This window comes from Mesorhizobium sp. WSM4817 (assembly GCF_055811135.1).
The window spans coordinates 1-25,286 of the sequence record NZ_JBVVQQ010000033.1; the positions used below are offsets into that span (position 1 = coordinate 1).

Here is a 25,286-nt window from a genome sequence, read left to right on the forward strand (position 1 = left end):
GTAGGGCAGTAGGGCAGTAGGGCAGTAGGGCAGTAGGGCAGTAGGGCAGTAGGGCAGTAGGGCAGTAGGGCAGTAGGAGCTATTCAGGTGACAATTTGCGGATCAGAAGGCGCGTAGCGTCCCTACGCTCTCGCTGCGATTCATCAAAGATTCGACCGCCTCGTGCGAGGCGATTCCGACACGGTGCGCAATCATAAGATGCGTCTTCAATTCTTTGAGTGATCCTTGGGCGATCCTGAGAAATTGCTGATAGGAAGCTCGACTCTCTCGGCCGTAACCCTCAGCGATGTTGGCAGGCACTGAGGTAGCTGCCCGACGCACCTGACCTGTCATTCCATAGATCTCGTCTTTCGGCCAAGCTCGTGTCACTTCATAGATGGATACTGCCAGGTCCATTGCCTGCTGCCAGACGATCAGATCCCTGTAGGACTCGATTTTCGCCATTACGTGCCGCCCCCTACTGCCCTACTGCCCTACTGCCGTACTGCCCTACTCCCCTAAACATTCAACAACAGATACTCCCGCTCCCACGGGCTGATCACTTCCATGAAGGTCTCGAATTCCGCCCGCTTGATCGCCGCATAGGTGGCGGCGAACGACTTGCCGAGCAGCGCGCAGAGTTCCTCGTCGGCTTCGAACAGGTCGACCGCCTCGAGCAGGCTGCGCGGCAGGTCGATCTCGGCCGCGTTGGCGGTGGTGAGAACCGGCGGTTCGGCCTTGATCTTGTTGGTCATGCCGATCAGCCCGCAGGCGAGCGATGCGGCCATCGCCAGATAGGGATTGGCGTCGGAGGAGGGGATGCGGTTCTCGACGCGCCTGGCTGCCGGGTCGGAGCGCGGGACGCGGAAGGCGGTCGTGCGGTTGTCGTAGCCCCATTTGTTGTTGACCGGCGCCGAAGCCGACTGCGTCAGCCGGCGATAGGAATTGACGTAAGGCGCAAACATCACCAGCGCGTTCGGCACATGTTTCTGCATGCCGCCGAGGAAATGGAAAAAAGCTTCGGTTTCCGAGCCGTCCTCGGCAGAAAAGACGTTCCTGCCGGTCTTCTTGTCGAGGATCGATTGGTGGATATGCATGGCCGACCCGGGCTGCCCCTGGATCGGCTTGGCCATGAAGGTGGCATAGATCTCATGCTTCAGCGCCGCCTCGCGGATGGTGCGCTTGAACATGAACACCTGGTCGGCCAGTTCGATCGGATCGCCGTGGCGCAGATTGATCTCGAGCTGGCCGGCGCCTTCCTCGTGGATCAGCGTGTCGATCTCCAGGCCCTGGCTTTCGGAGAAATGGTAGATGTCGTCGATCAGTTCGTCGAACTCGTTGACGCCAGCGATTGAATAGCCGGCGCCACCGCCGATCGCCCGTCCCGAACGCCCGACCGGCGGGGTCAGCGGGTAGTCCGGATCGGGATTCTTGCGCACCAGGTAGAACTCGATCTCGGGCGCCACCACCGGCTTCAGCCCGCGCTTGTCGTAAGCGGCAAGCACACGCTTCAGCACGTTGCGCGGCGTGAACTCGACCGAGCGGCCGTCCTGGTGGACGAGGTCGCAGATGACCGCCGCCGTCGGGTCCTCTTCCCACGGCACCACGGTCAGCGTCGAAAGGTCCGGCATCAGCTTGAGGTCGCCGTCGTCTTCCGGATAGTTGAAGCCGTTGCCGTTCTCGGGGTAGCCGCCGGAGATCGTCGTCATGAACACCGCCGAAGGCAGCGCCAGCGAGGTGTTGGAGGTGAATTTCTTCGACGGCATCATCTTGCCGCGCGCAACGCCGGCCTGGTCGGGCGTGATGCATTCGATATCCTCGATGCCGCGCCACGCCAGCCAAGCGCCGACTTCCTTCCAGTTTTTCACACCACGTTGATTTTTCACGAAGGCAGGCGTGCGGATACGTCCTCCGCGGCTCGACGGACGGACTTCCTTTTTTGCAGGCGGCATCATTCACCAGATTGGGTTGCGGATTTGGGAGTATAGCCGGGGCCGGTGATGGAAGGGAAGGGGAGCCGGCCCTGCCTTCGCCGCCAGTTGAAAATCGCCCCAAGCAGGCTAGGTTCGACGCAAGTTCAATGACCTCGTTTGAAGACGTCGAATGCGGAACCATGAATTGACCACGATCGGCTTCGATGCCGATGACACGCTCTGGCAGAACGAGCAGTTCTTCCGCATCACCGAAAAGCGCTTTGCCGCGCTGCTCGCCGATCATGCCGAGGAGGAGCACATCTCGGCAAGATTGCTGGAGGCCGAGAAGCGCAACCTCGCCGTTTACGGCTTCGGCATCAAGGGGTTTACCCTGTCGATGATCGAAACGGCGATCGAGATTACCGAGGGCCGCGCGCCGGCCTCGGTCATCGCCGAAATTCTCGCCGCGGGCCGCGAGATGCTTGGCCATCCGATCGAGGCGCTGCCTCATGCGCGCGAAACGGTTGAAAAACTGGCGGATGCCTATCGCCTGGTGCTGATCACCAAGGGCGACCTTTTCGATCAGGAACGCAAGCTGGCGCAATCGGGCCTCGGTGACCTGTTCGATGCCGTCGAGATCGTCAGCGACAAGAGCCCCGCTACTTATATCAGCATCTTCAGCCGCCACGGCGATGGCGCCGAAAAAAGCATGATGGTCGGCAATTCGCTCAAGTCGGACGTGGTGCCGGCGATCGAGGCCGGCAGTTGGGGCATCCACGTGCCGCATGAGCTGACCTGGGCGCTGGAACATGTCGAGACGCCGGTCACCGCGCCTCGCTTCCGCCAGATAGCCGATCTCTCGGAATTGCCCCGGCTGGTCGAAAGCATCGGGAAAGCCGGCTGATCGCATGTCTCGGCGTCGAACCGGACGTGTGCGGCAGGCGTATCGATGCCGACATAGCGCGTCGCAATCCTTGTTGTTCACTCCGCCAAAGAGCCGCGCTGTGGCTGACCCTCCATCGTGCGGCCCCTCCATCGCGCGGCCCCTCCATCGCGCGGCTCTTGAACAATCGATGCTGTAAAATCGTTTTCTACTTGCAAATCAGTCGCAATTGCAGAATATGCGACAAGCGCGGCGTCACAGCGCCCGCGCGGCATGCGAGTAATCGCGACAGGAGATTTTGATGATCGAGAAATACGGGCGATGGGTTGCCGTCGGGTTGATGGCTGCGGTTTTCGCTGCGGCAGTGGCTTCAAGCCCAGCGAAAGCGCAGGAAAAATTCAAGGCCGTGACGACCTTCACCGTCATCGCCGACATGGCGAAGAACGTGGCGGGCGACGCAGCGATCGTGGAATCGATCACCAAGCCGGGGGCGGAGATCCACAATTACGCGCCGACGCCGGGCGACATTCAGCGGGCTCAGGGCGCAAAGCTCATTCTGTGGAACGGGCTCCACCTCGAAGTCTGGTTCGAAAAATTCTTCCAGAACCTCAGCGACGTCCCCGGCGCCATCGTCTCCGAGGGCGTCCAGCCGATGAGCATCGCCGAGGGACCCTATACCGGCAAACCGAATCCGCATGCCTGGATGTCGCCGACAAACGCGCTGATCTACGTCGACAACATCCGCGACGCCTTCGTCGAGCACGATCCGGCGCATGCCGAGACCTACAAGGCCAATGCGGAAGCCTACAAGGCAAAGATAGAGGCGGCCGTCGCGCCGATCCGCGATAAGCTTGCCTCGATCCCGCAGGACAGGCGCTGGCTGGTGTCGAGCGAAGGCGCTTTCTCCTACCTCGCACGCGATTTCGCGCTGAAGGAGCTTTATTTGTGGCCGATCAACGCTGACCAGCAAGGCACCCCGCAGCAGGTTCGCAAGGTGATCGACGCCGTCAGGGACAACAAGATCGTCGCCGTCTTCAGTGAAAGCACCGTGTCGGACAAGCCGGCCCGGCAGGTCGCGCGCGAGACGGGGGTCCATTACGGTGGCGTGCTCTACGTCGATTCCCTCAGCGAGGCGGACGGCCCGGTGCCGACCTATATCGACCTGCTGCGTGTGACATCGGATACAATTCAGAAAGGCCTCGCCGCAGGGCTGTCGCAATGAACGAAGCCGTTCCGCCTCTTGCCGCCGCGTCCGAGGATGCGGGAGGCGGTCTCGCCGTGCGCGGCGCGACCGTCACCTACCGCAACGGCCTCACGGCGCTGCGCGATGCGAGCTTTGAAATTCCGACAGGCACGATCACGGCACTTGTCGGTGTCAACGGCTCGGGCAAGTCGACGCTGTTCAAAGCCATCATGGGCTTCGTGCGGCTGGCAAAGGGAGAGATTCTTGTTCTCGGATGGCCGGCCGCGGCCGCGCTGAGGAAGAACGTCGTCGCCTATGTGCCGCAGGCCGAGGAGGTCGACTGGGACTTTCCAGTACTGGTCGAGGACGTCGTCATGATGGGGCGTTACGGCCATATGGGCATGATGCGCATTCCGAAGGCTGCTGATCGCGAGGCGGTTACATCGGCGCTTGCGCGTGTCGGCATGAGCGATTTCCGCAAGCGCCAGATCGGCGAGCTTTCGGGCGGGCAGAAGAAGCGCGTCTTTCTCGCTCGGGCGCTGGCGCAGGACGGGCGCGTCATCCTGCTCGACGAGCCCTTCACTGGCGTCGACGTCAGGACCGAGGACGCTATCATCGAACTGCTGCGCGCGCTCCGGGACGAAGGCCGGGTGATGCTGGTCTCGACGCATAATCTGGGTAGCGTGCCGGAGTTCTGCGACCGTGCCGTGCTGCTCCGGAACACGGTCCTTGCCTACGGCCCGACAGGCCAGACCTTCACGCAGGCGAACCTGGAAAAGGCTTTCGGCGGCGCCTTGCGTCATTTCGTGCTGGGCGGAGCCGGGCTGCATGAGGACGACGACAGGCGCCGCCTTGCCGTCATCACCGACGACGAGCGGCCACTGGTCTTCTACGGAGAGAACGGAGCCATGCAGCACAAGATGCGGGAACCGGACGAATGAGTGTCCTGCTCGAGCCGTTCGGCTACGAATACATGCTCAACGCGATGTGGGTGTCGGCCCTGGTCGGTGGTGTCTGCGCCTTCCTGTCCTGCTATCTGATGCTGAAAGGCTGGTCGCTGATCGGTGACGCGCTCTCGCATTCGATCGTGCCGGGCGTCGCCGGCGCCTATATGCTGGGCCTTCCCTTCTCGATCGGCGCCTTCTTCTCCGGCGGGCTCGCCGCTGCGGCGATGCTCTTCCTCAACCAGCGCACCAAGCTGAAGGAAGACGCCATCATCGGCCTGATCTTCTCCTCCTTCTTCGGCCTCGGCTTGTTCATGGTGTCGCTGTCGCCGACCTCGGTGAATATCCAGACGATCGTGCTCGGCAACATCCTGGCCATCACTCCGGAAGACACGCTTCAGCTCGCCATCATAGGCTTCGTCTCGCTCGCCGTCCTGCTGGTGAAATGGAAGGATCTGATGGTGGTCTTCTTCGACGAGAGCCATGCCCGCTCGATCGGCCTCAACCCGAGCGCGCTCAAGATCATGTTCTTCATGCTGCTATCGGCCTCCACCGTCGCCGCGCTCCAGACCGTCGGCGCCTTCCTGGTCATCTGCATGGTGGTGACCCCCGGCGCGACCGCCTATCTTCTGACGGACCGCTTTCCGCGCCTGCTGGTCATCGCGGTCATCATCGGCGCGGCGACGAGTTTCACCGGCGCCTATGTCAGCTATTTCCTCGACGGCGCCACCGGCGGCATCATCGTCGTGCTGCAGACGCTGATCTTTCTCGCCGCCTTCTTCTTCGCTCCCAAGCATGGAATGCTGGCAGCCCGCCGCCGCTCGGCGAGGGCCTTGGAGGCCAGCCTATGAGCATCCTCGATACACTGCTTACCCCCTTCCAGTTCGGCTTCATGGTCAATGCGCTGATTGCTTCGGTGCTGGTCGCCGTGCCGACGGCGCTGCTCTCCTGCTTTCTCGTTCTCAAGGGCTGGTCGCTGATGGGCGACGCCATCAGCCACGCCGTCTTTCCCGGCGTGGTCATCGCTTACATCCTCGGATTCCCCTATTCGATCGGCGCCTTCGCCGCCGGGATGGTCTGCGCTCTCGCCACCGGCTTCCTCAAGGACAATAGCCGCATCAAGCAGGACACGGTCATGGGCATCGTCTTCTCCGGCATGTTCGGCTTCGGCCTGGTGCTCTATGTAAAAATTCAGTCCGACGTGCATCTCGACCACATATTGTTCGGCGACGTTCTGGGCATCGGCCTGCGCGACATCGTCGAAACGGGGCTCATTGCTGCGATCACGGCCGGCATCATCGGCATCAAATGGCGCGACTTCCTGCTGCACGCCTTCGACCCGGCTCAGGCGCGCGCGGTCGGACTTCGGGTCAACCTGCTCCATTACGGCCTGCTTTGCCTGATCTCGCTCACCGTCGTCGGCGCGCTGAAGGCGGTCGGCATCATCATGGCCATCGCCATGCTGATCGCGCCCGGCGCCATCGCCTTCCTGCTGACAAGGAAGTTCAGCGCCATGCTGATCCTGTCGGTGGCGATCGCGGTCGCCGCATCGTTTCTAGGCGTCTATCTATCCTTCTTCATCGACAGCGCACCGGCGCCGACCATCGTTCTCATGCTGTCTGCCGCCTTCATCGCTGCCTTCGTCGTCACCACGCTCAAGGCGGGCCGAATGGAGCTTGGCGAGGAGGGCTAATGCATGTCGCCCAAAAGCATGCCCTCGGGCCTGACCCGCGGGTGCGCAGCGGTTTTGGGATAACGACATGCATAAAACAAGAACTTAAGCGCGTCGCATGAATCCCTTCAGACGCGACGCGCTTTGGAGACCGGCGGTCATTCTCTGGTTTGGCGAGAGCGTCGCGGTTTCTGGATCGGCTTCACGTAGATCTCCAGCCTGTGGCTGATGATCGTGAATCCGTGCTGTCGAGCGATTTCCTCTTGGAGCCGCTCGATCTCCGCCGACTGGAACTCGATGACATCTCCCGTCTCGATGTTGATGAGATGATCGTGATGCTCGCGGGGGACGGTTTCGTATCTGGCGCGCCGATCGCCAAAGGTGTGCCGCTCCAGAATGCCCTTTTCGCGCAGAAGGCTGACGGTGCGATAGACAGTGGCGAGCGCGATCGTCGGCTCGATTGCGACAACACGGCGATGGAGTTCCACCACATCCGGATGGTCGCTGGATTCGGATAGAACGCGCATGATGACGCGGCGCGGACCGGTGATGCGCAGTCCGAGTTCCCTGCAAAGCGCGGCGATGGTCTGTTCTGAGGACATGTCATGATCCGCCAATATCGACAGCCATGTCGCGAAGTCGGAACATGCCTGCGGATTTGTTCGAAGGTGCTATCCCAGATGCGTCGCAATTGCAAAAGGACATCGGACTGGGTTCGCTGTCAGGCGGTCACACACTGACATAAGAGATTCAGATCCGATCGCAAGAAGCGAGGAAGGAGCCGGATAGGACGCCGGCTAGCTGCGTCCGAGCCCGATCAAATGGTCGATCACCGGCTGCAGCCGTTCGGTCGTGATCGGTTTGACGACCACCGCATCGACGACGCTCGACAGGCCGAGGCTCTCCGGTGTGCCGCTCTTGGTCGAGAGCAGGATCACCGAGGGACGCGATCTGCCCGAGATGCGTCGAAGCGCGTCGATACGCGACATCAGTGCGTCGCAGTCCTTGTTGTCGGCTCCGCCATCGAGGACGATCGCTCCGGGAATCAACGAGCGCAGCGTCGTAGCTGCCGTTTCGGGCGATTGCGAGATTGGTTTGAGCCCGGACCGTTCGACGATTTTCGACACCACCACCCGGTTGACCGGCGAATTTCCGACGACGAGCACGCGGGTGAAGTCGGTGAGCATTTCGGGGTCCACATTCCGGCTCATCAAACTCAACTGGTTCACAGTGGGATTCAAGGGGCGCATGAGCAGGGCGGGCACTCGTTGGTTTCAATGCAGGGTTGTACTTTGTGAACAATTGCCGTGAGATCGCTGCCTATGTCAAGCTGAAATGGCCGGCGCCGAGAACATCGCAAGAAAGGTTAAAATTTAAAGCAAGTTCTTTTCTGGCCGTGCATGCAAACTGGTTGTGCAAGTGCAATCACCTGCGCAGAGAACTGCGCAGGTGATGCCGGATCCGCCAGCAGGGTTTGGTCGGATTTCGGTCAGCCGACGCTCCGCTGCGTGACGATGACCGGGATCAGCAGGTCGCCCCAGTTGCCGTCGCCGCCATGGTGCCGTGCCGAGCGCACGAGTTCTACCGACACACCGGCCTCGACCGCCTTCATCACCGACTGGTTGAGCCTGTGCAGGTCGTTGGCCAGCATGCGGATGGTCGCCTGCTGGTCGACGGTCATGGTGGTGGCCTGTTCTTCGGCTCGTTCCTTGACGCGGCTTATCGATGCCATTGGTATTCTCCTTGCGTATTTTTTACCCCTTTTGGGGCGTTGCCTCTATTTTGTTGCGTTCGTGCTATTCCGCCGCCGGTTTGAACTGGGCGTGCTCGGTCGATTCATGCATCGCCGTGGTCGAAGACCGGCCACCGGTGATCGCCATCGACACGGCGTCGAAATAGCCGGTGCCGACTTCGCGCTGGTGCTTGGTCGCGGTGTAGCCGTGGGCTTCCGCCGCGAATTCAGCCTCCTGCAGTTCGGAATAAGCCGCCATCTGACGCGCCTTGTAGCCGCGGGCGAGTTCGAACATGCCGAAATTGAGCTGGTGAAAACCGGCCAGCGTGATGAACTGGAACTTGTAGCCCATGGCGCCGAGTTCCTTCTGGAACCTGGCGATGGTGGCATCGTCGAGGTTCTTCTTCCAGTTGAACGACGGCGAGCAATTATAGGCGAGAAGCTTGCCTGGATGCTGCCTTTGCACGCCCTCGGCGAACTTCTTGGCCTGCGCCAGATCGGGCTTGGAGGTTTCGCACCAGATCAGGTCGGCGTGGGGCGCGTAGGCGACGGCCCGTGCGATGCAGGGCTCGATGCCGTTCCTGACTTGATAGAAGCCCTCCACCGTACGGCCGGCGCCATAGTCGACGAAGGGCTGGTCGCGCTCGTCGATGTCGGAGGTGAGCAGCTTTGCCGCTTCCGCGTCGGTGCGCGCGATGACCAGCGTCGGCGTGCCCATGACGTCGGCGGCAAGCCGCGCGGCGTTGAGGTTGCGGATGTGTGCGGCGGTCGGGATCAGCACCTTGCCGCCGAGATGGCCGCACTTCTTCTCCGACGCCAGCTGGTCCTCGTAGTGGACGCCGGCGGCACCCGCCTCGATGAAGGCCTTCATGATCTCGAAGGCGTTGAGCGGTCCGCCGAAGCCGGCTTCCGCATCGGCGACAATAGGCGCGAACCAGGTGTCGACCGAAAGCCCCTTGCCTTCGGAGGTCTCGATCTGGTCGGCGCGCTGCAGGGTGCGGTTGATGCGCTTGACCAGTTCGGGCGCTGCATTGGCGGGATAAAGCGACTGGTCCGGATACATGGCGGATGCGGTGTTGGCATCGGCCGCGACCTGCCATCCAGACAGGTAGATCGCCTTCAGTCCGGCCCGGACCTGCTGCATCGCCTGGTTGCCCGACATGGCGCCGAGCGCGTTGACGAAGTCCTCTTCGTGGATGAGCTTCCAGAGCCGGTTGGCGCCCATTTCGGCGAGGCTCTGCCGGATCTGGACCGAACCGCGCAGCCGCTTCACATCGTCCGGCGAGTAGGGCCGCTCGATGCCGTCGAAGCGGCCTTCCGGCGCCGAGGGGACGAGGTTGTAAAAATCAGTCATTGGTCGCTCCGACAGATCGTTGCTGGGATAGAAACGTCGCCTCATGAAGATTTCGGCGCCGTTTCGGTATGACAGCATTTACATTTTGGCGCGCGCCAGGCGAGGAAAACCAGAGGATTGGCTGGAAAATAAGAGAAAACCTGTGTTGCGTTTGACAGTCAGGCGCTGTAAATCTGTCATGATTGTAAAAGGCCGGCATGGCAGCGCCGCGCGGGAGTCATGTAAATTCTGTCAAGGACAGCCGAGTGGCCGATCAGAAAATCTTCGCCGGGCCGCGCATCCGCCGCATTCGCAGTGCCAAGGGCCTGACCCAGACGGCGATGGCCGAAGGGCTTGGCATCTCGCCGTCCTACCTCAATCTCATCGAGCGCAACCAGCGGCCGCTCACGGTTCAGCTGATCCTCAAGCTGGCATCTGTCTACAAGGTCGACCCGCATGAATTGCAGGGCGAGGCGAGGGGGTCGGTCACCGCCTTGAAGGAAGTGTTTTCCGATCCGCTGCTGGTCGGCGAATTGCCTGGCGACCAGGAGCTGATCGAGCTTGCCGAGGCGGCGCCCAACGCTTCCGCCGCGGTGATAAAACTGTTTCGCGCTTATCGCGAGCAGGCCGAGCGCCTTTCTGACCTGAACGAACTCCTGGCGCGTGAGGGCAAAGCGACGGCACTGTCCGGCGCCCGCTTGCCGATCGACGAGTTGCACGAGATTTTCGAGCGCCGTCCGAACCATTTTGCCGCGCTGGAAGAGGAGGCCGAGGCATTCATTTCGGTGCTCGATCCCGGCGACGATCTGCTCGATGCGCTGAAGGCTTGGCTGAAGCGCGAATACGGCATCGTCGTCAAGGTGCTGCCGGTCGCCACCATGCCGAACTGGCGCCGCCGCTACGACCGCCATTCGCAGCGTCTGTTCCTGTCCGAGCGCCTGTCGCCGTTCGACCAGTTGCGCGAGGTGGCGATGGAGGCCTGCCTGATCCGCATGACGGTCGCCGTGGCAAGCGAGATCCAGGCGCTGAAGCTGACCACGGATGAGGCCCGCCGGCTCGCCCGCTTCGAGCTTGGCCGCTACGCTGCCCACGCGCTGATGATGCCCTATCATTCCTTTCACGCAGCCGCCACACGCGCGCGCTACGACATCGACGTGCTGCGCTCGCGCTTCGGCGTCTCCTTCGAGCAGGCGGCGAACCGGTTGACCACGCTGCAGCGGCCGGGCACGCCGGGCGTGCCGTTCTTCATGCTCGAGGTCGACAATGCCGGCAACCGCTTCCGCAAGGCTGGCAGCCAGGGTTTTCCGCAGAGCCGCTTCGGCGGCGGCTGTCCAAAGCTTCCCGTGCATGCCGCCTTTACCCAGCCCGGCCAGATCTTCGTCGAGGCGGTGGAAATGCCCGACGGCGCCGAATTCCTCTGCGTCGCCCGCACACTTGAGGGGCCGCAAGGCTCGTTTGCCGAGCGCCCGCGCCGTACCGCGCTTCTGCTCGGCTGCGACATCGGCTTTCGTGATGAGATCGTCTATGGCGCAGCACTGCCGGGGCCGGCTGCCGCTGCGGCCGGAAAAGCCGGACAGGGCACAACCACGCCGGTTGGCCCGGCCTGCCGGCTGTGCGAACGCATCGGCTGCCTCGCCCGCGCCGAGCCGCCGGTGACGCGTCCGCTCGGCCTCGACGAGATGGTGACCGGACTAAGCGCGTTCGATTTCCAGTGAGGTTCCGGCAGGCGAGCTGCCGTCTTTGCCACAACCGTCGATGCCCGGTGGACCACGCTCCGCCGCTGCCTTTACGCTACGCGAATGTGGCACGTTTCTGTCGTCCGCTATGCATCGTGTTGCCTCGAAACCGCCGACAGTCGCCATCATGACCGATACATCATCACCGTTAGCCGTTTCGCCTGTCGTCTCGCCGCGTGACGAGCGTGTCGGCTTCCTGTTGATATTCCTGTCGGCGCTGATGTGGAGTTTCGGTGGCGCCATCGCCCGTTTCATCGACGCCGGAGACAGCTGGACGGTGGTGTTCTGGCGCTCCGTCTGGGCCGCCGCCTTCCTCATCTGCTTCATGGTCTGGCGCGACGGCTGGCACGGCACGGTGAGGTTGTTCCGCGGCATGGGCCTGTCCGGCCTTGCGGTGGCGTTCTGCTTCGCCACCGCATCGACCTCATTCGTCGTGGCGCTTGCCTACACCACCGTCGCCAACATCCTTTTGATGCAGGCCGGCGTGCCGCTCCTGGCGGCGCTGTTTGCCTGGGTGCTGTTTCGCGAACGGGTGGCGTTGGCGACCTGGGTGGCGATTGCCGCCGTCATTGCCGGCGTTGCCATCATGGTATCGGAATCGCTCGATGGCGCGGTGTCGCCCATCGGCGACGGCCTGGCGCTGCTCATCGCCGTGATGTTTTCGATCGCCACCGTCATCACGCGACGCTTTGCCCATGTGCGCATGACGCCGGCGACCTGCCTCGGCACGATGATTGCCGCCGCATTCGCGGCGTCGCAGGCATCGCAATTCGGCGTGTCCAGCAGTGACATGGGCTTCCTGTTTGCATTCGGCGTGGTCAATCTCGGTCTCGGCCTTGCCTTTTTCGCCACCGGCGCCCGGCTCGTTCCGGCTGCTGTCGCAGCACTGCTCGGCACTTTCGAGCCGATCCTCGGCCCGATCTGGGTGTGGCTCATCCATTCCGAGGTGCCGTCGGGACGCACCATCCTTGGCGGCACGGTCGTGGTCACGGCGCTGCTCGTCCATATCGGGCTCGAATTCAAGCGTCAGGCGCGGCCGGTGCGGCCGGGTGTCACCGGCATGCCGTCGCCTAACTGATGCAGCGCACGCGCCAAAGCGAGATGAGCCATTGACAATGGCGCAGCCGCGCGGGCAGGCTGCAAATACGGCAACAACAAGACAGGCTCATCTTGCCAAGTCTCCCCTCCGGCCCGACCGAGACCGGACAACATCGTCGTATCCCTGCCCGCGCCGTGGCGAGAGCCTTTGACGGCGCCGGAATGCCACCTGGATCACGACAAAGGAACCGGGGGCTCGGCCGTTGCGCATCGAACCGCTGTCGTGTTGACGGTTCGCGCTTGTCGCTTGTCGGAAAGCTCAATAATCTGAAGCAAAACGCCCAGCCGCGCAGCCCCGCGACGTGCTGGCGATGGAACACTCATCAAAGGAGAGACGCATGATCCGCAAAGCATTCTGGCTTTCGGCGACCTCGGCATTTCTGGCGCTTTTCACCCTCGGCGCTCATGCCCAGGACCGCGTCGTCAACGTCTATAACTGGTCGGATTACATCGACAGTTCGATCATCGAAGACTTCACCAAGGAAACGGGCATCAAGGTCACCTACGATACCTTCGATTCCAACGAGCTGCTTGAGACGAAACTGCTTGCCGGCGGCAGCGGCTACGACGTTGTCGTGCCGACCGCCAATTTCCTCGCACGCCAGATCCAGGCAGGGGTGTTCCAGAAGCTCGACAAGTCGAAGCTGCCCAACATTTCCAACATGTGGGACGTCGTCTCGGAGCGCACGACCAAGTACGATCCCGGCAACGAATATTCGATCAACTACATGTGGGGCACGGTCGGCCTCGGCTATAACGTCAAGAAAGTGCAGGAAGCGCTCGGCACCGACAAGATCGACAGCTGGGACGTGTTCTTCAACCCGGAAAAGCTGGCCAAGCTGAAGGATTGCGGCGTCTATGTCCTCGATTCTCCGAGCGACATCCTGCCGAACGCCTTCAAATATCTGGGCATCGATCCTGAGACCACGTCGCCGGACGATTTCGCCAAGGCCGAAGAAGTGATGCTGAAGATCAGGCCTTACATCCGCAAGTTCCACTCGTCGGAATATATCAACGCGCTGGCCAATGGCGACATCTGCCTGGCCGTTGGCTGGTCGGGCGACGTGTTCCAGGCCCGCGACCGTGCGACGGAAGCAAACCAGGGGGTTGAGATCGCCTATTCCGTGCCGAAGGAAGGCGCCGAAATGTGGTTCGACCAGATGGCGATCCCGGCCGACGCGCCGCATGTCGCCGAGGCGCATGAATTCCTGAACTACATAATGAAGCCGGAAGTCATCGCCAAGGCGAGCAATTTCGTCTTCTACGCCAATGGCAACAAGGCGTCGCAGCAGTTCATCGACAAGGAGATCCTCGAGGATCCGGCGATCTACCCGGACGAGGCGACGCTGGCGAAACTGTTCACCATCACCCCCTACGATTCCAAGACCCAGCGCGTCGTCACCCGCACCTGGACCAGGATCGTCACCGGGCAGTAAGCGACATCAACGACCCCGGCAGGTGCTGCCGGGGTCAAGTCTTCTGGGGATAGAACGCGAGCACGGAGTGGGACATGAAATCGCTTGGCAGCATCCGCAGGGATTTCGCGCCATGGAACGATCCGAACGCCAAGCCGTACATCCAGTTCGACAAGGTCACCAAGAAGTTCGGTGACTTCACCGCCGTCAACAATTTGTCGCTGACGATATTCGAGCGCGAGTTCTTTGCCCTGCTCGGCGCATCCGGCTGCGGAAAGTCGACGCTTCTGCGGATGCTCGCCGGTTTCGAGGAGCCGACCGCCGGCCGCATCCTGCTCGACGGCCAGGATCTGCGCGGCATCCCGCCATACCGGCGGCCGGTCAACATGATGTTCCAGTCCTATGCGCTGTTCCCGCATATGACGGTCGAGAACAACATTGGCTTCGGCCTCAAGCAGGACGGCATGCCGAAGCCCGAGATCGCGGCGCGCGTTGGAGAGATGCTGAAGCTGGTCAAGCTCGAGCAGTTCGCCAAGCGCAAGCCGCACCAATTGTCCGGCGGCCAGCGCCAGCGCGTCGCGCTTGCCCGCTCGGTCGCCAAGCGGCCGAAGGTGCTGCTGCTCGACGAGCCGTTGGGCGCGCTGGACAAGAAGCTGCGCGAGGAAACGCAGTTCGAGCTGATGGATCTGCAGCAGTCACTCGGCCTCACCTTCGTCGTCGTCACTCACGACCAGGAAGAGGCGATGACCATGGCCGACCGCATCGCCATCATCGACAAGGGCGAGGTGATGCAGGTCGCAACGCCGGCGGAAGTCTACGAGGCGCCAGGTTCCCGTTTCGTCGCCGGCTTTGTCGGCAACGTCAACATGTTCGAAGGCAAGATTGCGAACGGCGAGGCGGGTGCGGCCAGCATCGATGCCGGCAACGGCATCACCATCCGGACCGAGAATGCCGGCGATGCCGCAACTGGCGCGGCCGTCGCCTTCGCCATCAGGCCGGAGAAGATCAGGATATCGTCTACGAGACCGGCCGGCGCTGTCAACGCCATCGAGGGTGAGGTCTATGATATCGCCTATCTCGGCGACATGACCGTCTATCACGTCAGGCTGGACGACGGCCAGGTGGTGCGAGCGAGCACGATGAACGCGGCCCGCATCACCGAGGATCCGCTGAGCTGGAACGACCGTGCCTGGGTGTCGTTCCGGCCGGATGCCGGCGTCGTGCTGACGCGATAGGGGGCGGCCATGTCGAATGCCGCTGTCACCGCTGCAACAAGCTCTCGAGCCACCGCTGCCGGCAAATCCGCCCTGGCCAGAACGGGAGAGGCCTTCGTTGGCCGTCTTGTCATCCTCATTCCGTATCTCTGGCTGGTCTTCTTCTTCCTCATTCCGTTCGTCATCGTCTTCAAGATCTCGCTGTCGCAGACCGCGATCGCCATACCGCCCTACACGCCGGTGCTCGGCTTCGGCGACGGCCTTGCCGGTTTCTTCGCCCAGCTGAATGAACTCAGCATCGACAACTACACATGGCTGACGCAGGACGCGCTCTACGTCAACGCCTATGTAACCAGCGTCATCGTCGCCGCCATCTCGACGGTGCTGACATTGCTTGTCGGCTACCCGATCGCCTACGGCATGGCGCGCGCCCCGGCGATGCTGCGCCCGACTTTGCTGATGCTGGTGATCCTGCCGTTCTGGACCTCGTTCCTGATCCGGGTCTACGCCTGGATCGGCATCCTCAAGCCCGAGGGGCTGCTCAACCAGCTACTGCTCGCCACCGGCGTCATCAGCCAGCCGCTGATCATTCTCAACACCTATACGGCGATCTTCATCGGCATCGTCTATTCCTACCTGCCGTTCATGGTGCTGCCGCTCTATTCCGCCCTCGAGAAGATGGATTATTCGCTGATCGAGGCAGCCAAGGATCTCGGCTGCCCGCCGACCAGCGCCTTCTGGAAGATCACCTTTCCGCTGTCGCTACCCGGCGTCATCGCCGGCTGCCTGCTGGTGTTCATCCCCGCCGTCGGCGAATTCGTCATTCCCGACCTGCTCGGCGGCTCACAGACGCTGATGATCGGCAAGACGCTGTGGAACGAGTTCTTCGCCAATCGTGACTGGCCGGTGTCTTCGGCCGTCGCCGTCATCCTGCTGTTGCTGCTGATCGTGCCGATCATGCTCTTCCAGAGGGCCCAGGCCCGCGCCCAGGAGCAGGATCGGTAGACCCATGAACCCGACCTGGAGCCGCTTCAACATCGCTTCGATCGTGCTCGGCTTTGCCTTTCTTTACCTGCCGATCGTCCTGCTCGTCGTCTTCTCTTTCAACGAATCGAAACTGGTCACCGTCTGGGGCGGCTTCTCGACCAAATGGTACGTCTCGCTGTTCCACAACCAGGGTCTCATGGACGCCACCTGGGTCACGGCCCGTGTCGCCGTCATCTCGGCCACCGTGGCGACCGTGCTCGGCACGCTGGCGGCTCTCACCTTGACGCGCTACACGCGCTTCAAGGGCCGGACGCTGTTTTCCGGCATGGTCTTTGCGCCGCTGGTCATGCCGGAAGTCATTACCGGCCTGTCGCTGCTGCTGCTCTTTGTCGCCGTCGGTCTCGACCGCGGTTTTGTCACCGTCACACTTGCCCACATCACCCTGACCATGTGCTTCGTCGCCGTCGTCGTGCAGTCGCGCCTGATCACGTTCGACCGCTCGCTCGAAGAAGCCGCGATGGATCTTGGCGCGCCGCCGGTGAAGACCTTCTTCCAGATCACGCTGCCGGTCATCATGCCGGCGATCGTGTCCGGCTGGATGCTGGCGTTCACACTGTCGCTCGACGATCTGGTCATCGCCAGCTTCACCTCAGGGCCTGGCGCCACCACGCTGCCGATGAAGATCTACAGCCAGGTTCGTCTCGGTGTGACGCCGGAGATCAACGCCGCCTGCACCATCCTGATCGCGGTTGTGGCGGTTGGCGTCATCATCGCTTCGCTCGCCAACAAGCGGCGCGAGGTCCAGCGCCAACGCGATGAGCAGGCCGCTCAGCGGGGGTGACGAAAGGGGCGGCGCCAGCAAAGCCGGCAGGAAGTACTTCTGACGACGACCGCAGCAGCTTCGTTGCCTACTCGCCGGATACCCCGCGGCTTATCGGCGAAATGAACGGCGTGCTCCACGTTCCGCCGATGAAGAACGAAGACTGGTTGGGACTTTGGCTATTTGTCTGCGTGGCTGGCTGGTCCGCCTGAATGATGCCGCCGGACAGCGCCAGTCCGCGCCCGGCATAGGAGGCGATACCGGAAAGCCAGATCTTGTACTTCGCCGAATTCGCTTCGGCCTTGTCGATCTTCGCCACACCGTTCGAAATGCTCGCCTTGAGTTCGGCCCCGTCGATCGGCAGCGTTCCGTCGGAGACATCGTCGAGCGCGAAGAACCCGCCCTGTTCGTTGTGTTTGAGAAACGCCGGCAAATTGAACCGGCTCAACGCGCCCTGACCGAATTTCGCCGAAACCGAGCCGTCGGCGTTTTCGAAAATGGAATCCCAGGTTCTGCCCGGCCCCTTGAGGATGACCGAAACGGTTCCCGTGCCGATCGGCACCAGCCGCGTCATTCCGGCTGCGGTGCCAAAAGCGCCGCCGTCGATGTCGGAGGCGAGCAGCCTGATTTCGACCTGCGTGCCTTCCGGCTTGCGGTCAAAACGAAGGCTGCTCTGGATGTTGCCGCCAAAGGCCGATGCATCGGAAATATCGAAGACGGCAAGACCGTTCTTGACCTGGGCAGCGGCGGCGACGTCGGCAAGCTGGATGGCGCCTGCGGTGGCCTGCGCTGCCGACACTCTGAGATCGAGATCGATGCGGTCGGCGACGCTTATGTCGATTTCGCCGGGGCCAGCGCCGTTCGCGGGCGCCAAGGGCGTGAAGGCGGAGAGAAACGACCGCAGGTCGAGCGTCTCGAAGGCGAGCGTACCGGAGACCACCGGGCGCGCCTCGCCAAAGGAGAAATCCAGCGCACCCATTCCCGGATTGTCGTCCAGGGCGATCTCGGTGTTTTCGAATTTAATGCGGCCGGAGGTCGCCGTGAGCTTGCTGGAAACGGAAACCGAGCCAATTGCTGCGCCCGGCGCGATGCCGGCCCGCGACCATTCGAGCGCTCGCCTGAGCGAGGGTGCGGCAAATTTTGCCTGGCCGTCGAAATAGGCATTCTCGGACATGCTGGCCACGCCGTCGAACGAAAAACTGGCAGGGGCCGCCTTGAAGGAAAGCGTCATCGGCGCCGCACCTCCGCCAAACAGCACCAGCGGGTTTGACGACGCGGCATCCACGGCGACGCTTTCGCCGCGCCAGATCCCGGTCGCCGACAGCGTCGCATTGCTGTTCATTGCGGCCCAGTTCGCCTGGCCGCTCAGGCTGCTCAGTATCTCAGCGTCCTTGCCATCGACGGATGTCACCACGCGGCCGTTCCTGAACTCCACGGTGCCGAACGGATCAGTCGGCAGCTTGCCCAGGTCCGGCTTGGCTGGATTGGCGCTGACAACGGCGCGAGCGACGTCGATGGACCGGGTGATGCGCCCGCCCGAAGGCAGGGCGGGCAGGAAAAATCCATGTGCTGCGCGTTGAACCCTGATCGTCGGCCGGATCAGCCGCGCCGTCGAGAACACCACATTGCCACGCAACGCCGCCATGGCGGAGAGATTGACCTCGACCCGTTCAGCCTCGATCACCGGCGGCGCGTCGGTCTCTGTCCATTGCGAAAGCGTCACGTCGGCCAGGATGGCACGGAAATTCGGCCAGACCTCGATCCGTGGCGCGCCGTCGATGGTGACCCTGAAACCGCTCCACGCACTCATTTCCCAGGCGATGCGGTCGCGCACGATACGGGTCGAGGCGACGAGCGGCAGGGCGGCAACGGCCAGCGCGATGACCAGCACGGCAACGCCGATCGCCCATATTCCGCGCCGGATCAAAGGTGATGGCATCTCGCCCCGTATGCTTCCGTTCCGACAAAAAATCGCCCGACGGGTGTAACCCACGGCTGACGCATTTCAAGTCTTTATGGCCCAGCGATGGCATTTGCGCACATCCGCGTCGCTCGGCCGAACAAAATCTTGCTCTGCTGCGCTGCGATATGCATAAGCGATGCCAATGCATGTCGCCAAAATGCGCAACGTTTTTGGATAACGACATGATAATAACAAAAGTCTAAAGCGCGTCGCGTGAATCTCTTCAAGCGTAACGTGCTTTAAGGAGGAACGATCATGGCTGGCGACGCACCGCTCTGGATACCGACCAAAGACCAGATCGACGCGGCGCCGATGACCGCCTTCATGCAGGCCGCGGCGGCCGCAACCGGCAGGTTTTTTCCCTCCTACGGCGATCTTCATCGTTGGTCGATCGACGATCGCGAGGCGTTCTGGAGCCTGGTCTGGGACTTTTGCGGGATCGTCGGCGACAAGGGCGCCAGCGGGGGGATCAGTGGCGGCGAGCACGTGCTCGTTGGCGGCGAGACGATGCCCGGTGCCGCCTTCTTTCCCGACGCCAAGCTTAACTTCGCCGAGAACCTGTTGAAAAAAACCGGGCTCGGTGACGCCATCGTCTTTCGCGGCGAGGACAAGGTCGAGCGCCGGCTCTCCTGGAACGAGTTGCATGCGCTGACCTCGCGGCTGCAGCAGCTTTTCCTGTCGCTCGGGGTAAAAAAGGGCGACCGCATCGCTGCCATGATGCCCAACATGCCGGAGACGGTCGCGGCAATGCTGGCGACAGCCTCGATCGGGGCCGTGTGGTCGTCCTGCTCTCCCGATTTCGGCGAGCAGGGCGTTCTGGACCGGTTCGGTCAGATCGAGCCTGTCGTCTTCATCGCGCCCGACGGTTACTGGTACAATGGCAAGGCGATCGAGGTTGCCGACAAGATCGCCGCCGTTGCGGCAAAGCTCGTCACCGTCCGCAAGATCCTGATCGTCGACTATCTCGGCACGTCGACCGACGTGGCGGCGACCATCGAGAAGGCGACTGCGCTGGACGAGGCGCTCTCATCCTTCGCTGCCAAGTCGGTCACCTTCGAACGGTTGCCGTTCGCGCATCCGCTCTACATCCTGTTTTCTTCCGGAACGACCGGCATCCCCAAATGCATTGTCCATTCGGCCGGCGGAACGCTGATCCAGCATGTCAAGGAAGAACGGCTCCACGCCGGCCTGCTCGACGGCGACCGCTTCTTTTATTTCACCACCTGCGGCTGGATGATGTGGAACTGGCTGGTCTCAGGCCTGGCGTCGGGCGCAACCCTTCTGCTTTATGACGGGTCGCCCTTCTACCCCGACGGCAACGTGCTGTTCGACTTCGCCGACGCCGAGAAGATGACCTATTTCGGCACCTCGGCCAAATTCATCGATTCCGTGCGCAAGGCCGGCCTCAGGCCGATCAACACGCACGATCTTTCCAGCGTGCGCACGATCTCCTCCACCGGCTCGCCACTGTCGCCGGAAGATTTCCGCTTCGTCTATGACGGCATCAAGAAAGACGTGCATCTCGCCTCCATCTCCGGCGGCACCGACATCGTCTCCTGCTTCGTGCTCGGCGTGCCGATCGAACCGGTGTGGATCGGAGAGATCCAGGGACCTGGCCTCGGCCTCGCCGTCGATGTCTGGGACGACGACGGCCAGCCGCTCAGGCAGGAAAAGGGTGAGCTCGTCTGTACGAGAGCGTTCCCTGCGATGCCGATCGGCTTCTGGAACGATCCCGAAGGCAAGAAATACCACGCCGCCTATTTCGAGCGCTTCGACAATGTCTGGTGCCACGGTGACTTCGCCGAATGGACCGCCCATGGCGGCCTGATCATCCACGGCCGCTCCGACGCGACGCTCAACCCTGGCGGTGTGCGGATCGGCACGGCGGAAATCTACAATCAGGTCGAGCAAATGCCGGAAATCCTGGAAGCGCTGTGCATCGGCCAGGACTTCGACAACGACGTGCGCGTCGTGCTGTTCGTGCGGCTGGCGGCCGGCGTTGAACTCGACGCCGAGCTGGAAAAACGCATCCGGGCGAAAATCCGCAGCGGCGCGAGCCCGCGCCACGTGCCGGCTAAAATCGTCGCCGTCGCCGACATTCCACGCACCAAATCGGGCAAGATCACCGAGCTTGCGGTGCGCGACGTGGTGCATGGCCGTGCCGTCAAGAACAAGGAGGCGCTGGCCAATCCCGAAGCGCTCGAGCTGTTCCGCGACCTGCCGCAGCTGGCCGATTAGTTTCTCGAGGTCCAGGACATGAGAACCGTCAGGCGTTCAAACGGAGCCGAGCACGGTTAACGAAATATCTCGCTCGAATTTACCTAGATTTCATGAGTGGTACACATTGGTAAATTATTCGCGGTGCCGGTAAGGTTTTGTTAAGGGCCGACATCGATAGTCGTGCGTAACTTGAGGGAGAAATCCCGTTCCTCTAAATCCCCAGAGGATCTGAATTCGCTCAAGCCCCCGATGTACAGCAATCGATCATTCAAGGCGTCCTGTTGGACGCCTTTCTTTTTGTGTGCCGAGCATGAGCCAAAAGTGGACACCGGTTTTGGGAAATCCGGTGCTCAAACAAAGAGATAGAGCGGCGACACGGACGGGCCGAAAGTCCGCTGCCCTAATCCGCCAGCACGCGGGTCGACGGGAAAGCGACTTCGACCAGAGTGCCCTCGCCGGGCGTCGAGTTGATGGTGAACCGGGCCCGGTTCGCCTCGACCATGGCCTTGGTCAGCGGCAGCCCGAGACCGGTGCCGTCGCCGCGCCCGCGCTTAAGCGCGTTGAGTTGCTTGAACGGCTTGAGCGCCTGCTCGATCTCGGACTGGCTCATGCCGATACCGGTGTCGCGCACGCGCATCACGACGTCGCCGGAGTTCTCGTAGGCTGTCGATACAATCACCTGGCCGCCGGCCTGCGTGTAGCGGATGGCATTCGACAGGATGTTCAGCGCGATCTGGCGCACGCTGCGCAGATCGGCCACCACTTCCGGCAGCCGGGAGGCGAAGCTGGAGCGGATGATGACACGTTCGCGGTTGGCTTGCGGCTGCATCATCGCCACCGTCTCGGCCAGCGTGTCGTTGAGCGACACTGCCTCATAGGCCATCTCCTGCTGGCCGGCCTCGATTTTCGAAATATCGAGCAGATCGTTGACCAGGTCGAGCACATGGTTGCCCGACCGGTTGATGTCGCGCAGATAGTCGCGGTAGCGGTCATTGGCGACCGGTCCGAATTTCTCGTCGACCATCAGTTCGGAGAAGCCGATGATGGCGTTGAGCGGCGTGCGGATTTCGTGGCTGATGCGGGCGAGGAAGTCGGTCTTCTGCGAGGAAGCGCGCTCGGCCACGGCGCGCGCCTGGGTCAGATCCTCTTCGGCCCGCTTCCACTGGGTGATGTCGCGCACCACCGCGCAGAAACCGCTGTCGTTGGGCAGCCTGCCGATGGTCATGAACAGCGGAATGAAGCGCCCCTGCGCCTCGCGTCCGATCACCTCGCGGCCGTCGTTGAGCACGCTCGCCACGCCGGGCTCGGACAATCCGTCGAGATAGTCTCGCGCGGCGCGCTGGCTTTCGATCGCGAACAGCGAGACGAAGGCTTTTCCGGTCACCTCGTCGCTGTCGAAACCGAACAGCGCCTCCGCCGGTCGGCTGATCGAGCGGATCGTTCCGTCTCGGCCGATCAGCACGACGCCGTCGGTCGCGGTGTCGATGATGGTGCGCATCTCGGCAATGCGCGCCTTGAGCTCCGAAGTGTCCGGCTGCGTCTGGTCGTCGGCGGCACCTGCTGCCTCGTCGTCGCCGGAACGGCGCACGACCAGCATCAGCGCCTTGCCGCCACGCCATGGCACCGAGCTCAAAATGGCCTCGATCGGGAACTCCTGACTGTCACGCGTCTTCAACCGCAGCGCGTGGTCGGTTCCATCGGAGGCGCTGCCGTCGTAAGGATCGGCAAACAGCGCGTCGAGGCCACCGGCATCCTCCAACTGGTCGAGCGTGTCATAGCCGGTCAGGCTGAGGAATTCCTCGTTCGCATAGTGAAGATCGTCGCCGGAATGGATCAGCAGCGGCACCGGCAGCTTGCCGAGGATCGAAATGTCCGGAGCCTTGTTGTCGTCCGCGGTCGAAAAAGCCGACGGCACGAACCCTTCGAGCTTGAGCGGCGGCACCGGCAGGCGCGGCCGCTCGACCGTCGCCGGCTCGACGTCGCCGGCATCGCCGATGCCATCGGTTGGCGAACCGGTTTCGCCGTCATCAGGCCGCGCCCAGTCCTCGCTGTCTTCTGCATCGCGGAAATCGGCGGCCGTCATGCTGTCGGCGTCTTCGGCGATCGATCGACTGGCGGCGTCGGTGGGCTCAGCGATCTCCTGCGCCGGTTTGCCCGGCTCGGAGACCGGCGCACCGTCGCCATCGTCGGCGACATGGTCCCGGTCGGCATAGTCGAGCAGCGAGCCTGAGAGGTCGGACACGGTTGTTTGCGGCTCCTCACCGTCGAGCCTTGCGACATCCTTCTCGTCTTCGACATCGGTTTCGGTCGGTTCCGCCGCAGCCGGCTCTGCCGCAATTGCGGCAGCGGGCTGTTCGGTCGGGGGATTGTCCTTCTTGAGCCGCTCGCCGATCTCACGGAATGCACTGCGTTCCAGCGTCGACAGGCCTTTGTCGTTGGCCGGCTGCCTGTGCTCCGCCAACCGGATCACCTTGTCGGCTAAGCGCCGCTCCGGCTTCGGCACGATGGTCAGCGCCGGCACCTCGCCTTGGAACGGGTCGGTTTCGTCAGGCGTTTTGGCGAGTTCCGGCTCGACGGCCACGGGGACGTCGGCATTGGCGACAAGCGCCATGCCGATCGCTTCCGGATCGACCACCGCATCGCCGGTGCGAGCAACGCCGAAACCGCGAAAGCCTTCGAAGGCACGGCTGCGGCCGTAGACGGGCAGCGCCGCCAGGTCGACGGGTATCTTGAAATCGGTGCCGGCGACCGGCCACAGCACCGAGCGGCCGGACCAGGTATCGCGTCGGTCGAGCAGGCCGGCGATGTCGCCGCTCGCATCGAGGTCGAAGGTGGCCGCGACGTCCCTGAAGCGCCGGCCGATCACATCGGCGGCAGGCTTGCCGACGAGTTCCGCGAATTCCGGCGACAGCGCACTGAATCTGCCCTCGGCGTCGGTGCGCCAGACGAAACGCAGGGGCGCCGCCGCGCGGTCGATCGAGGGGATGGCATTTTTGACCGGGGAGGCGGCCCTGACGGCATTTTGTGCGAAGCTTTCCGCCGAAGCATCCGCCTCGACAGGACCGGATGCATCCGGTCCCGGCTTTTGCGCCTCCTCCTCGCTGGCGCTGAAATACCAATGGTCATGCTGTGGAGGTATCCCGCCGGCCGCTTCCGGACCCTGCTCGGTTGAATCAGGCGCAGTTGAATGAGATCCGGTCGAATCGAGCCCAGTGGAATCGGGCCCACTGGAATCGGGAACATCATGCTCCGCCGACAGCGAAGTGTCTTCGTCGGCTGCCGCAACTGTCTGCACTGCCGCAGCCGTTTTCGCGACTGTTGCCGGCGGGTTGTCCTGTTGTGCTTTTGGCGGGACTGCGGCATCGGCCGCCGCCCCTGCGCTGAGCACGCCAGCAGGGGCTGCTTCGGAGTCCAGCTGGTTCTCGTCGATCACCACCAGCAGGTGCCGCTCGTCAGTCAGCCGGGCGAGGCCGGCCGGGTAGGAAGCGGTGCCGCCAGGAACGAGGCGTTTGACGACGCGACCGCTCTCGTTCGCAACATCGGCGACAAGCGCTGTCAGCGTTTCGGGCAGGATGCCGAGTGCCGAAAAACCATCGGAAGCGGCCTCTATGTTGCCGTTGGCATCGACGAAGGCGATGAAATGACCGTCTTCGGTAAAGCCGCCGATGGCCCGAGCGGCAAGCTCGGCGGCGCTGCGCGAGCCGGTCTGCGTCGCCGGCACCGCCAGCATGATGGCGTTTTCGCCGTCAGGCATTGTCACCGCGCTGGCCAGAAAGCCAACCGCGCGGCTGGTCAGCCCGGTTGCCAGCCGCACCGTGATGGCGCGGTCGCGGCCGATCTGTGGAAAACCGCTTGTCGCCATGATCTGGCGCCTGGCGATCGGCGGCAAGCCGGCCGAGGCGCCGATGATCGCCTCGATGTCGGGGTAGCCGAACACCGCTGCCCCTGGTCCGTTGGCCCAGATCACCTGTTCGAGGTCTGCCGACAAAAGGGCGATCGCGTCGCCGGCGGCAAAGCGCTGGCGGACCGCGTCGAGCACGGCGACGCCGAGGAAGGAGTAGTTTTCAGACGGCATGCGCTTTGGGAACCCTTACGAAGCGGGCGGTTTGCAGTTAACGCTTTGTTAATAAAAGCCGACGGTGCGAAGGTCCACAAGCCATAGCGTGCAACCGCCGGAATCTCTGGGCGCGTGGT

At 62.7% G+C, this 25,286-nt stretch carries 19 protein-coding genes and 1 pseudogene; 12 read left to right on the forward strand and 8 right to left on the reverse strand.

Going from position 1 to position 25,286, the window contains the following annotated elements; translation table 11 throughout:
• Positions 1–79: 79 nt before the first annotated feature.
• Together AC0L2K_RS30480 and AC0L2K_RS30485 are read right to left on the reverse strand one after the other, a co-directional pair.
• Positions 80–444 (reverse strand): annotated as a pseudogene (locus tag AC0L2K_RS30480) (four helix bundle protein).
• 53 nt (positions 445–497) lie between these two features.
• The gene (locus AC0L2K_RS30485) at positions 498–1,934 is read right to left on the reverse strand and encodes a glutamine synthetase family protein (RefSeq protein ID WP_287377877.1); all 1,437 of its coding nucleotides are present in this window, start codon (positions 1,932–1,934) and stop codon (positions 498–500) included.
• Positions 1,935–2,082: 148 nt separating this feature from the next.
• Between AC0L2K_RS30485 and AC0L2K_RS30490 the strand changes: the two genes are divergently transcribed.
• The 5 genes from AC0L2K_RS30490 to AC0L2K_RS30510 all read left to right on the forward strand — a co-directional run bounded on the left by AC0L2K_RS30490 (position 2,083) and on the right by AC0L2K_RS30510 (position 6,595).
• Positions 2,083–2,796 (forward strand): HAD family hydrolase, encoded by a 714-nt coding sequence (locus AC0L2K_RS30490; protein WP_287238015.1) that lies wholly within the window; start codon positions 2,083–2,085, stop codon positions 2,794–2,796.
• Between the two features lie 319 nt (positions 2,797–3,115).
• Entirely contained in the window at positions 3,116–3,997 is an 882-nt protein-coding gene (locus AC0L2K_RS30495) for a metal ABC transporter substrate-binding protein (protein ID WP_473533171.1), read from the forward strand.
• Positions 3,994–4,899 carry a manganese/iron ABC transporter ATP-binding protein gene (locus tag AC0L2K_RS30500; protein ID WP_473533154.1) on the forward strand — a complete coding sequence of 302 codons (906 nt, stop codon included), beginning with the start codon at positions 3,994–3,996 and terminating at the stop codon, positions 4,897–4,899. Before AC0L2K_RS30495 ends, AC0L2K_RS30500 begins: the two co-directional genes overlap by 4 nt.
• Positions 4,896–5,753: an iron/manganese ABC transporter permease subunit SitC gene (gene sitC / locus AC0L2K_RS30505; RefSeq protein WP_473533155.1), complete on the forward strand. Its 858-nt coding sequence runs from the start codon at positions 4,896–4,898 to the stop codon at positions 5,751–5,753. The genes AC0L2K_RS30500 and sitC overlap by 4 nt, the downstream gene beginning before the upstream one ends.
• Positions 5,750–6,595: a metal ABC transporter permease gene (locus tag AC0L2K_RS30510; RefSeq protein ID WP_287307793.1), complete on the forward strand. Its 846-nt coding sequence runs from the start codon at positions 5,750–5,752 to the stop codon at positions 6,593–6,595. The genes sitC and AC0L2K_RS30510 overlap by 4 nt, the downstream gene beginning before the upstream one ends.
• Positions 6,596–6,732: 137 nt before the next feature.
• Here the strand turns inward: AC0L2K_RS30510 and AC0L2K_RS30515 are convergent, their stop codons facing one another.
• The 4 genes from AC0L2K_RS30515 to aceA form a co-directional block, all read right to left on the reverse strand.
• On the reverse strand, positions 6,733–7,176 hold the full coding sequence (locus tag AC0L2K_RS30515; protein WP_287223349.1) for a Fur family transcriptional regulator: 444 nt from the start codon (positions 7,174–7,176) through the stop codon (positions 6,733–6,735).
• A 195-nt stretch (positions 7,177–7,371) separates the two neighbouring features.
• A complete protein-coding gene (locus tag AC0L2K_RS30520; protein ID WP_473533172.1) occupies positions 7,372–7,785 on the reverse strand; it encodes a response regulator in 414 nt (137 codons plus the stop codon).
• Between the two features lie 278 nt (positions 7,786–8,063).
• Positions 8,064–8,306 carry an SMc00767 family acetate metabolism repressor gene (locus tag AC0L2K_RS30525; protein WP_027156310.1) on the reverse strand — a complete coding sequence of 81 codons (243 nt, stop codon included), beginning with the start codon at positions 8,304–8,306 and terminating at the stop codon, positions 8,064–8,066.
• Between the two features lie 64 nt (positions 8,307–8,370).
• Entirely contained in the window at positions 8,371–9,660 is a 1,290-nt protein-coding gene (aceA, locus tag AC0L2K_RS30530; RefSeq protein WP_287246535.1) for an isocitrate lyase, read from the reverse strand.
• Between the two features lie 245 nt (positions 9,661–9,905).
• Between aceA and AC0L2K_RS30535 the strand changes: the two genes are divergently transcribed.
• The 6 genes from AC0L2K_RS30535 (at position 9,906) to AC0L2K_RS30560 (ending at position 16,930) form a co-directional block, all read left to right on the forward strand.
• Positions 9,906–11,354: a helix-turn-helix domain-containing protein gene (locus AC0L2K_RS30535; RefSeq protein WP_473533156.1), complete on the forward strand. Its 1,449-nt coding sequence runs from the start codon at positions 9,906–9,908 to the stop codon at positions 11,352–11,354.
• A gap of 148 nt (positions 11,355–11,502) precedes the next feature.
• Positions 11,503–12,453 (forward strand): DMT family transporter, encoded by a 951-nt coding sequence (locus tag AC0L2K_RS30540; protein ID WP_287307789.1) that lies wholly within the window; start codon positions 11,503–11,505, stop codon positions 12,451–12,453.
• Positions 12,454–12,811: 358 nt separating this feature from the next.
• Complete coding sequence (locus AC0L2K_RS30545) at positions 12,812–13,909, forward strand: polyamine ABC transporter substrate-binding protein (protein ID WP_473533157.1); 1,098 nt, start codon at positions 12,812–12,814, stop codon at positions 13,907–13,909.
• Between the two features lie 74 nt (positions 13,910–13,983).
• On the forward strand, positions 13,984–15,123 hold the full coding sequence (locus tag AC0L2K_RS30550; protein WP_473533158.1) for an ABC transporter ATP-binding protein: 1,140 nt from the start codon (positions 13,984–13,986) through the stop codon (positions 15,121–15,123).
• Positions 15,124–15,132: 9 nt separating this feature from the next.
• Complete coding sequence (locus tag AC0L2K_RS30555) at positions 15,133–16,107, forward strand: ABC transporter permease subunit (RefSeq protein ID WP_473533159.1); 975 nt, start codon at positions 15,133–15,135, stop codon at positions 16,105–16,107.
• A gap of 4 nt (positions 16,108–16,111) precedes the next feature.
• The gene (locus AC0L2K_RS30560; RefSeq protein ID WP_473533160.1) at positions 16,112–16,930 is read left to right on the forward strand and encodes an ABC transporter permease; all 819 of its coding nucleotides are present in this window, start codon (positions 16,112–16,114) and stop codon (positions 16,928–16,930) included.
• A 67-nt stretch (positions 16,931–16,997) separates the two neighbouring features.
• Here AC0L2K_RS30560 and AC0L2K_RS30565 read toward each other — a convergent pair whose 3' ends face one another.
• Entirely contained in the window at positions 16,998–18,848 is a 1,851-nt protein-coding gene (locus tag AC0L2K_RS30565) for an AsmA family protein (RefSeq protein WP_473533161.1), read from the reverse strand.
• Between the two features lie 279 nt (positions 18,849–19,127).
• Between AC0L2K_RS30565 and AC0L2K_RS30570 the strand changes: the two genes are divergently transcribed.
• On the forward strand, positions 19,128–21,110 hold the full coding sequence (locus tag AC0L2K_RS30570; protein WP_473533162.1) for an acetoacetate--CoA ligase: 1,983 nt from the start codon (positions 19,128–19,130) through the stop codon (positions 21,108–21,110).
• Positions 21,111–21,492: 382 nt separating this feature from the next.
• On the opposite strand, the gene AC0L2K_RS30575 is transcribed toward AC0L2K_RS30570, so the two are convergent.
• Positions 21,493–25,167: a PAS domain S-box protein gene (locus AC0L2K_RS30575; protein ID WP_473533163.1), complete on the reverse strand. Its 3,675-nt coding sequence runs from the start codon at positions 25,165–25,167 to the stop codon at positions 21,493–21,495.
• Positions 25,168–25,286 lie beyond the last annotated feature (119 nt).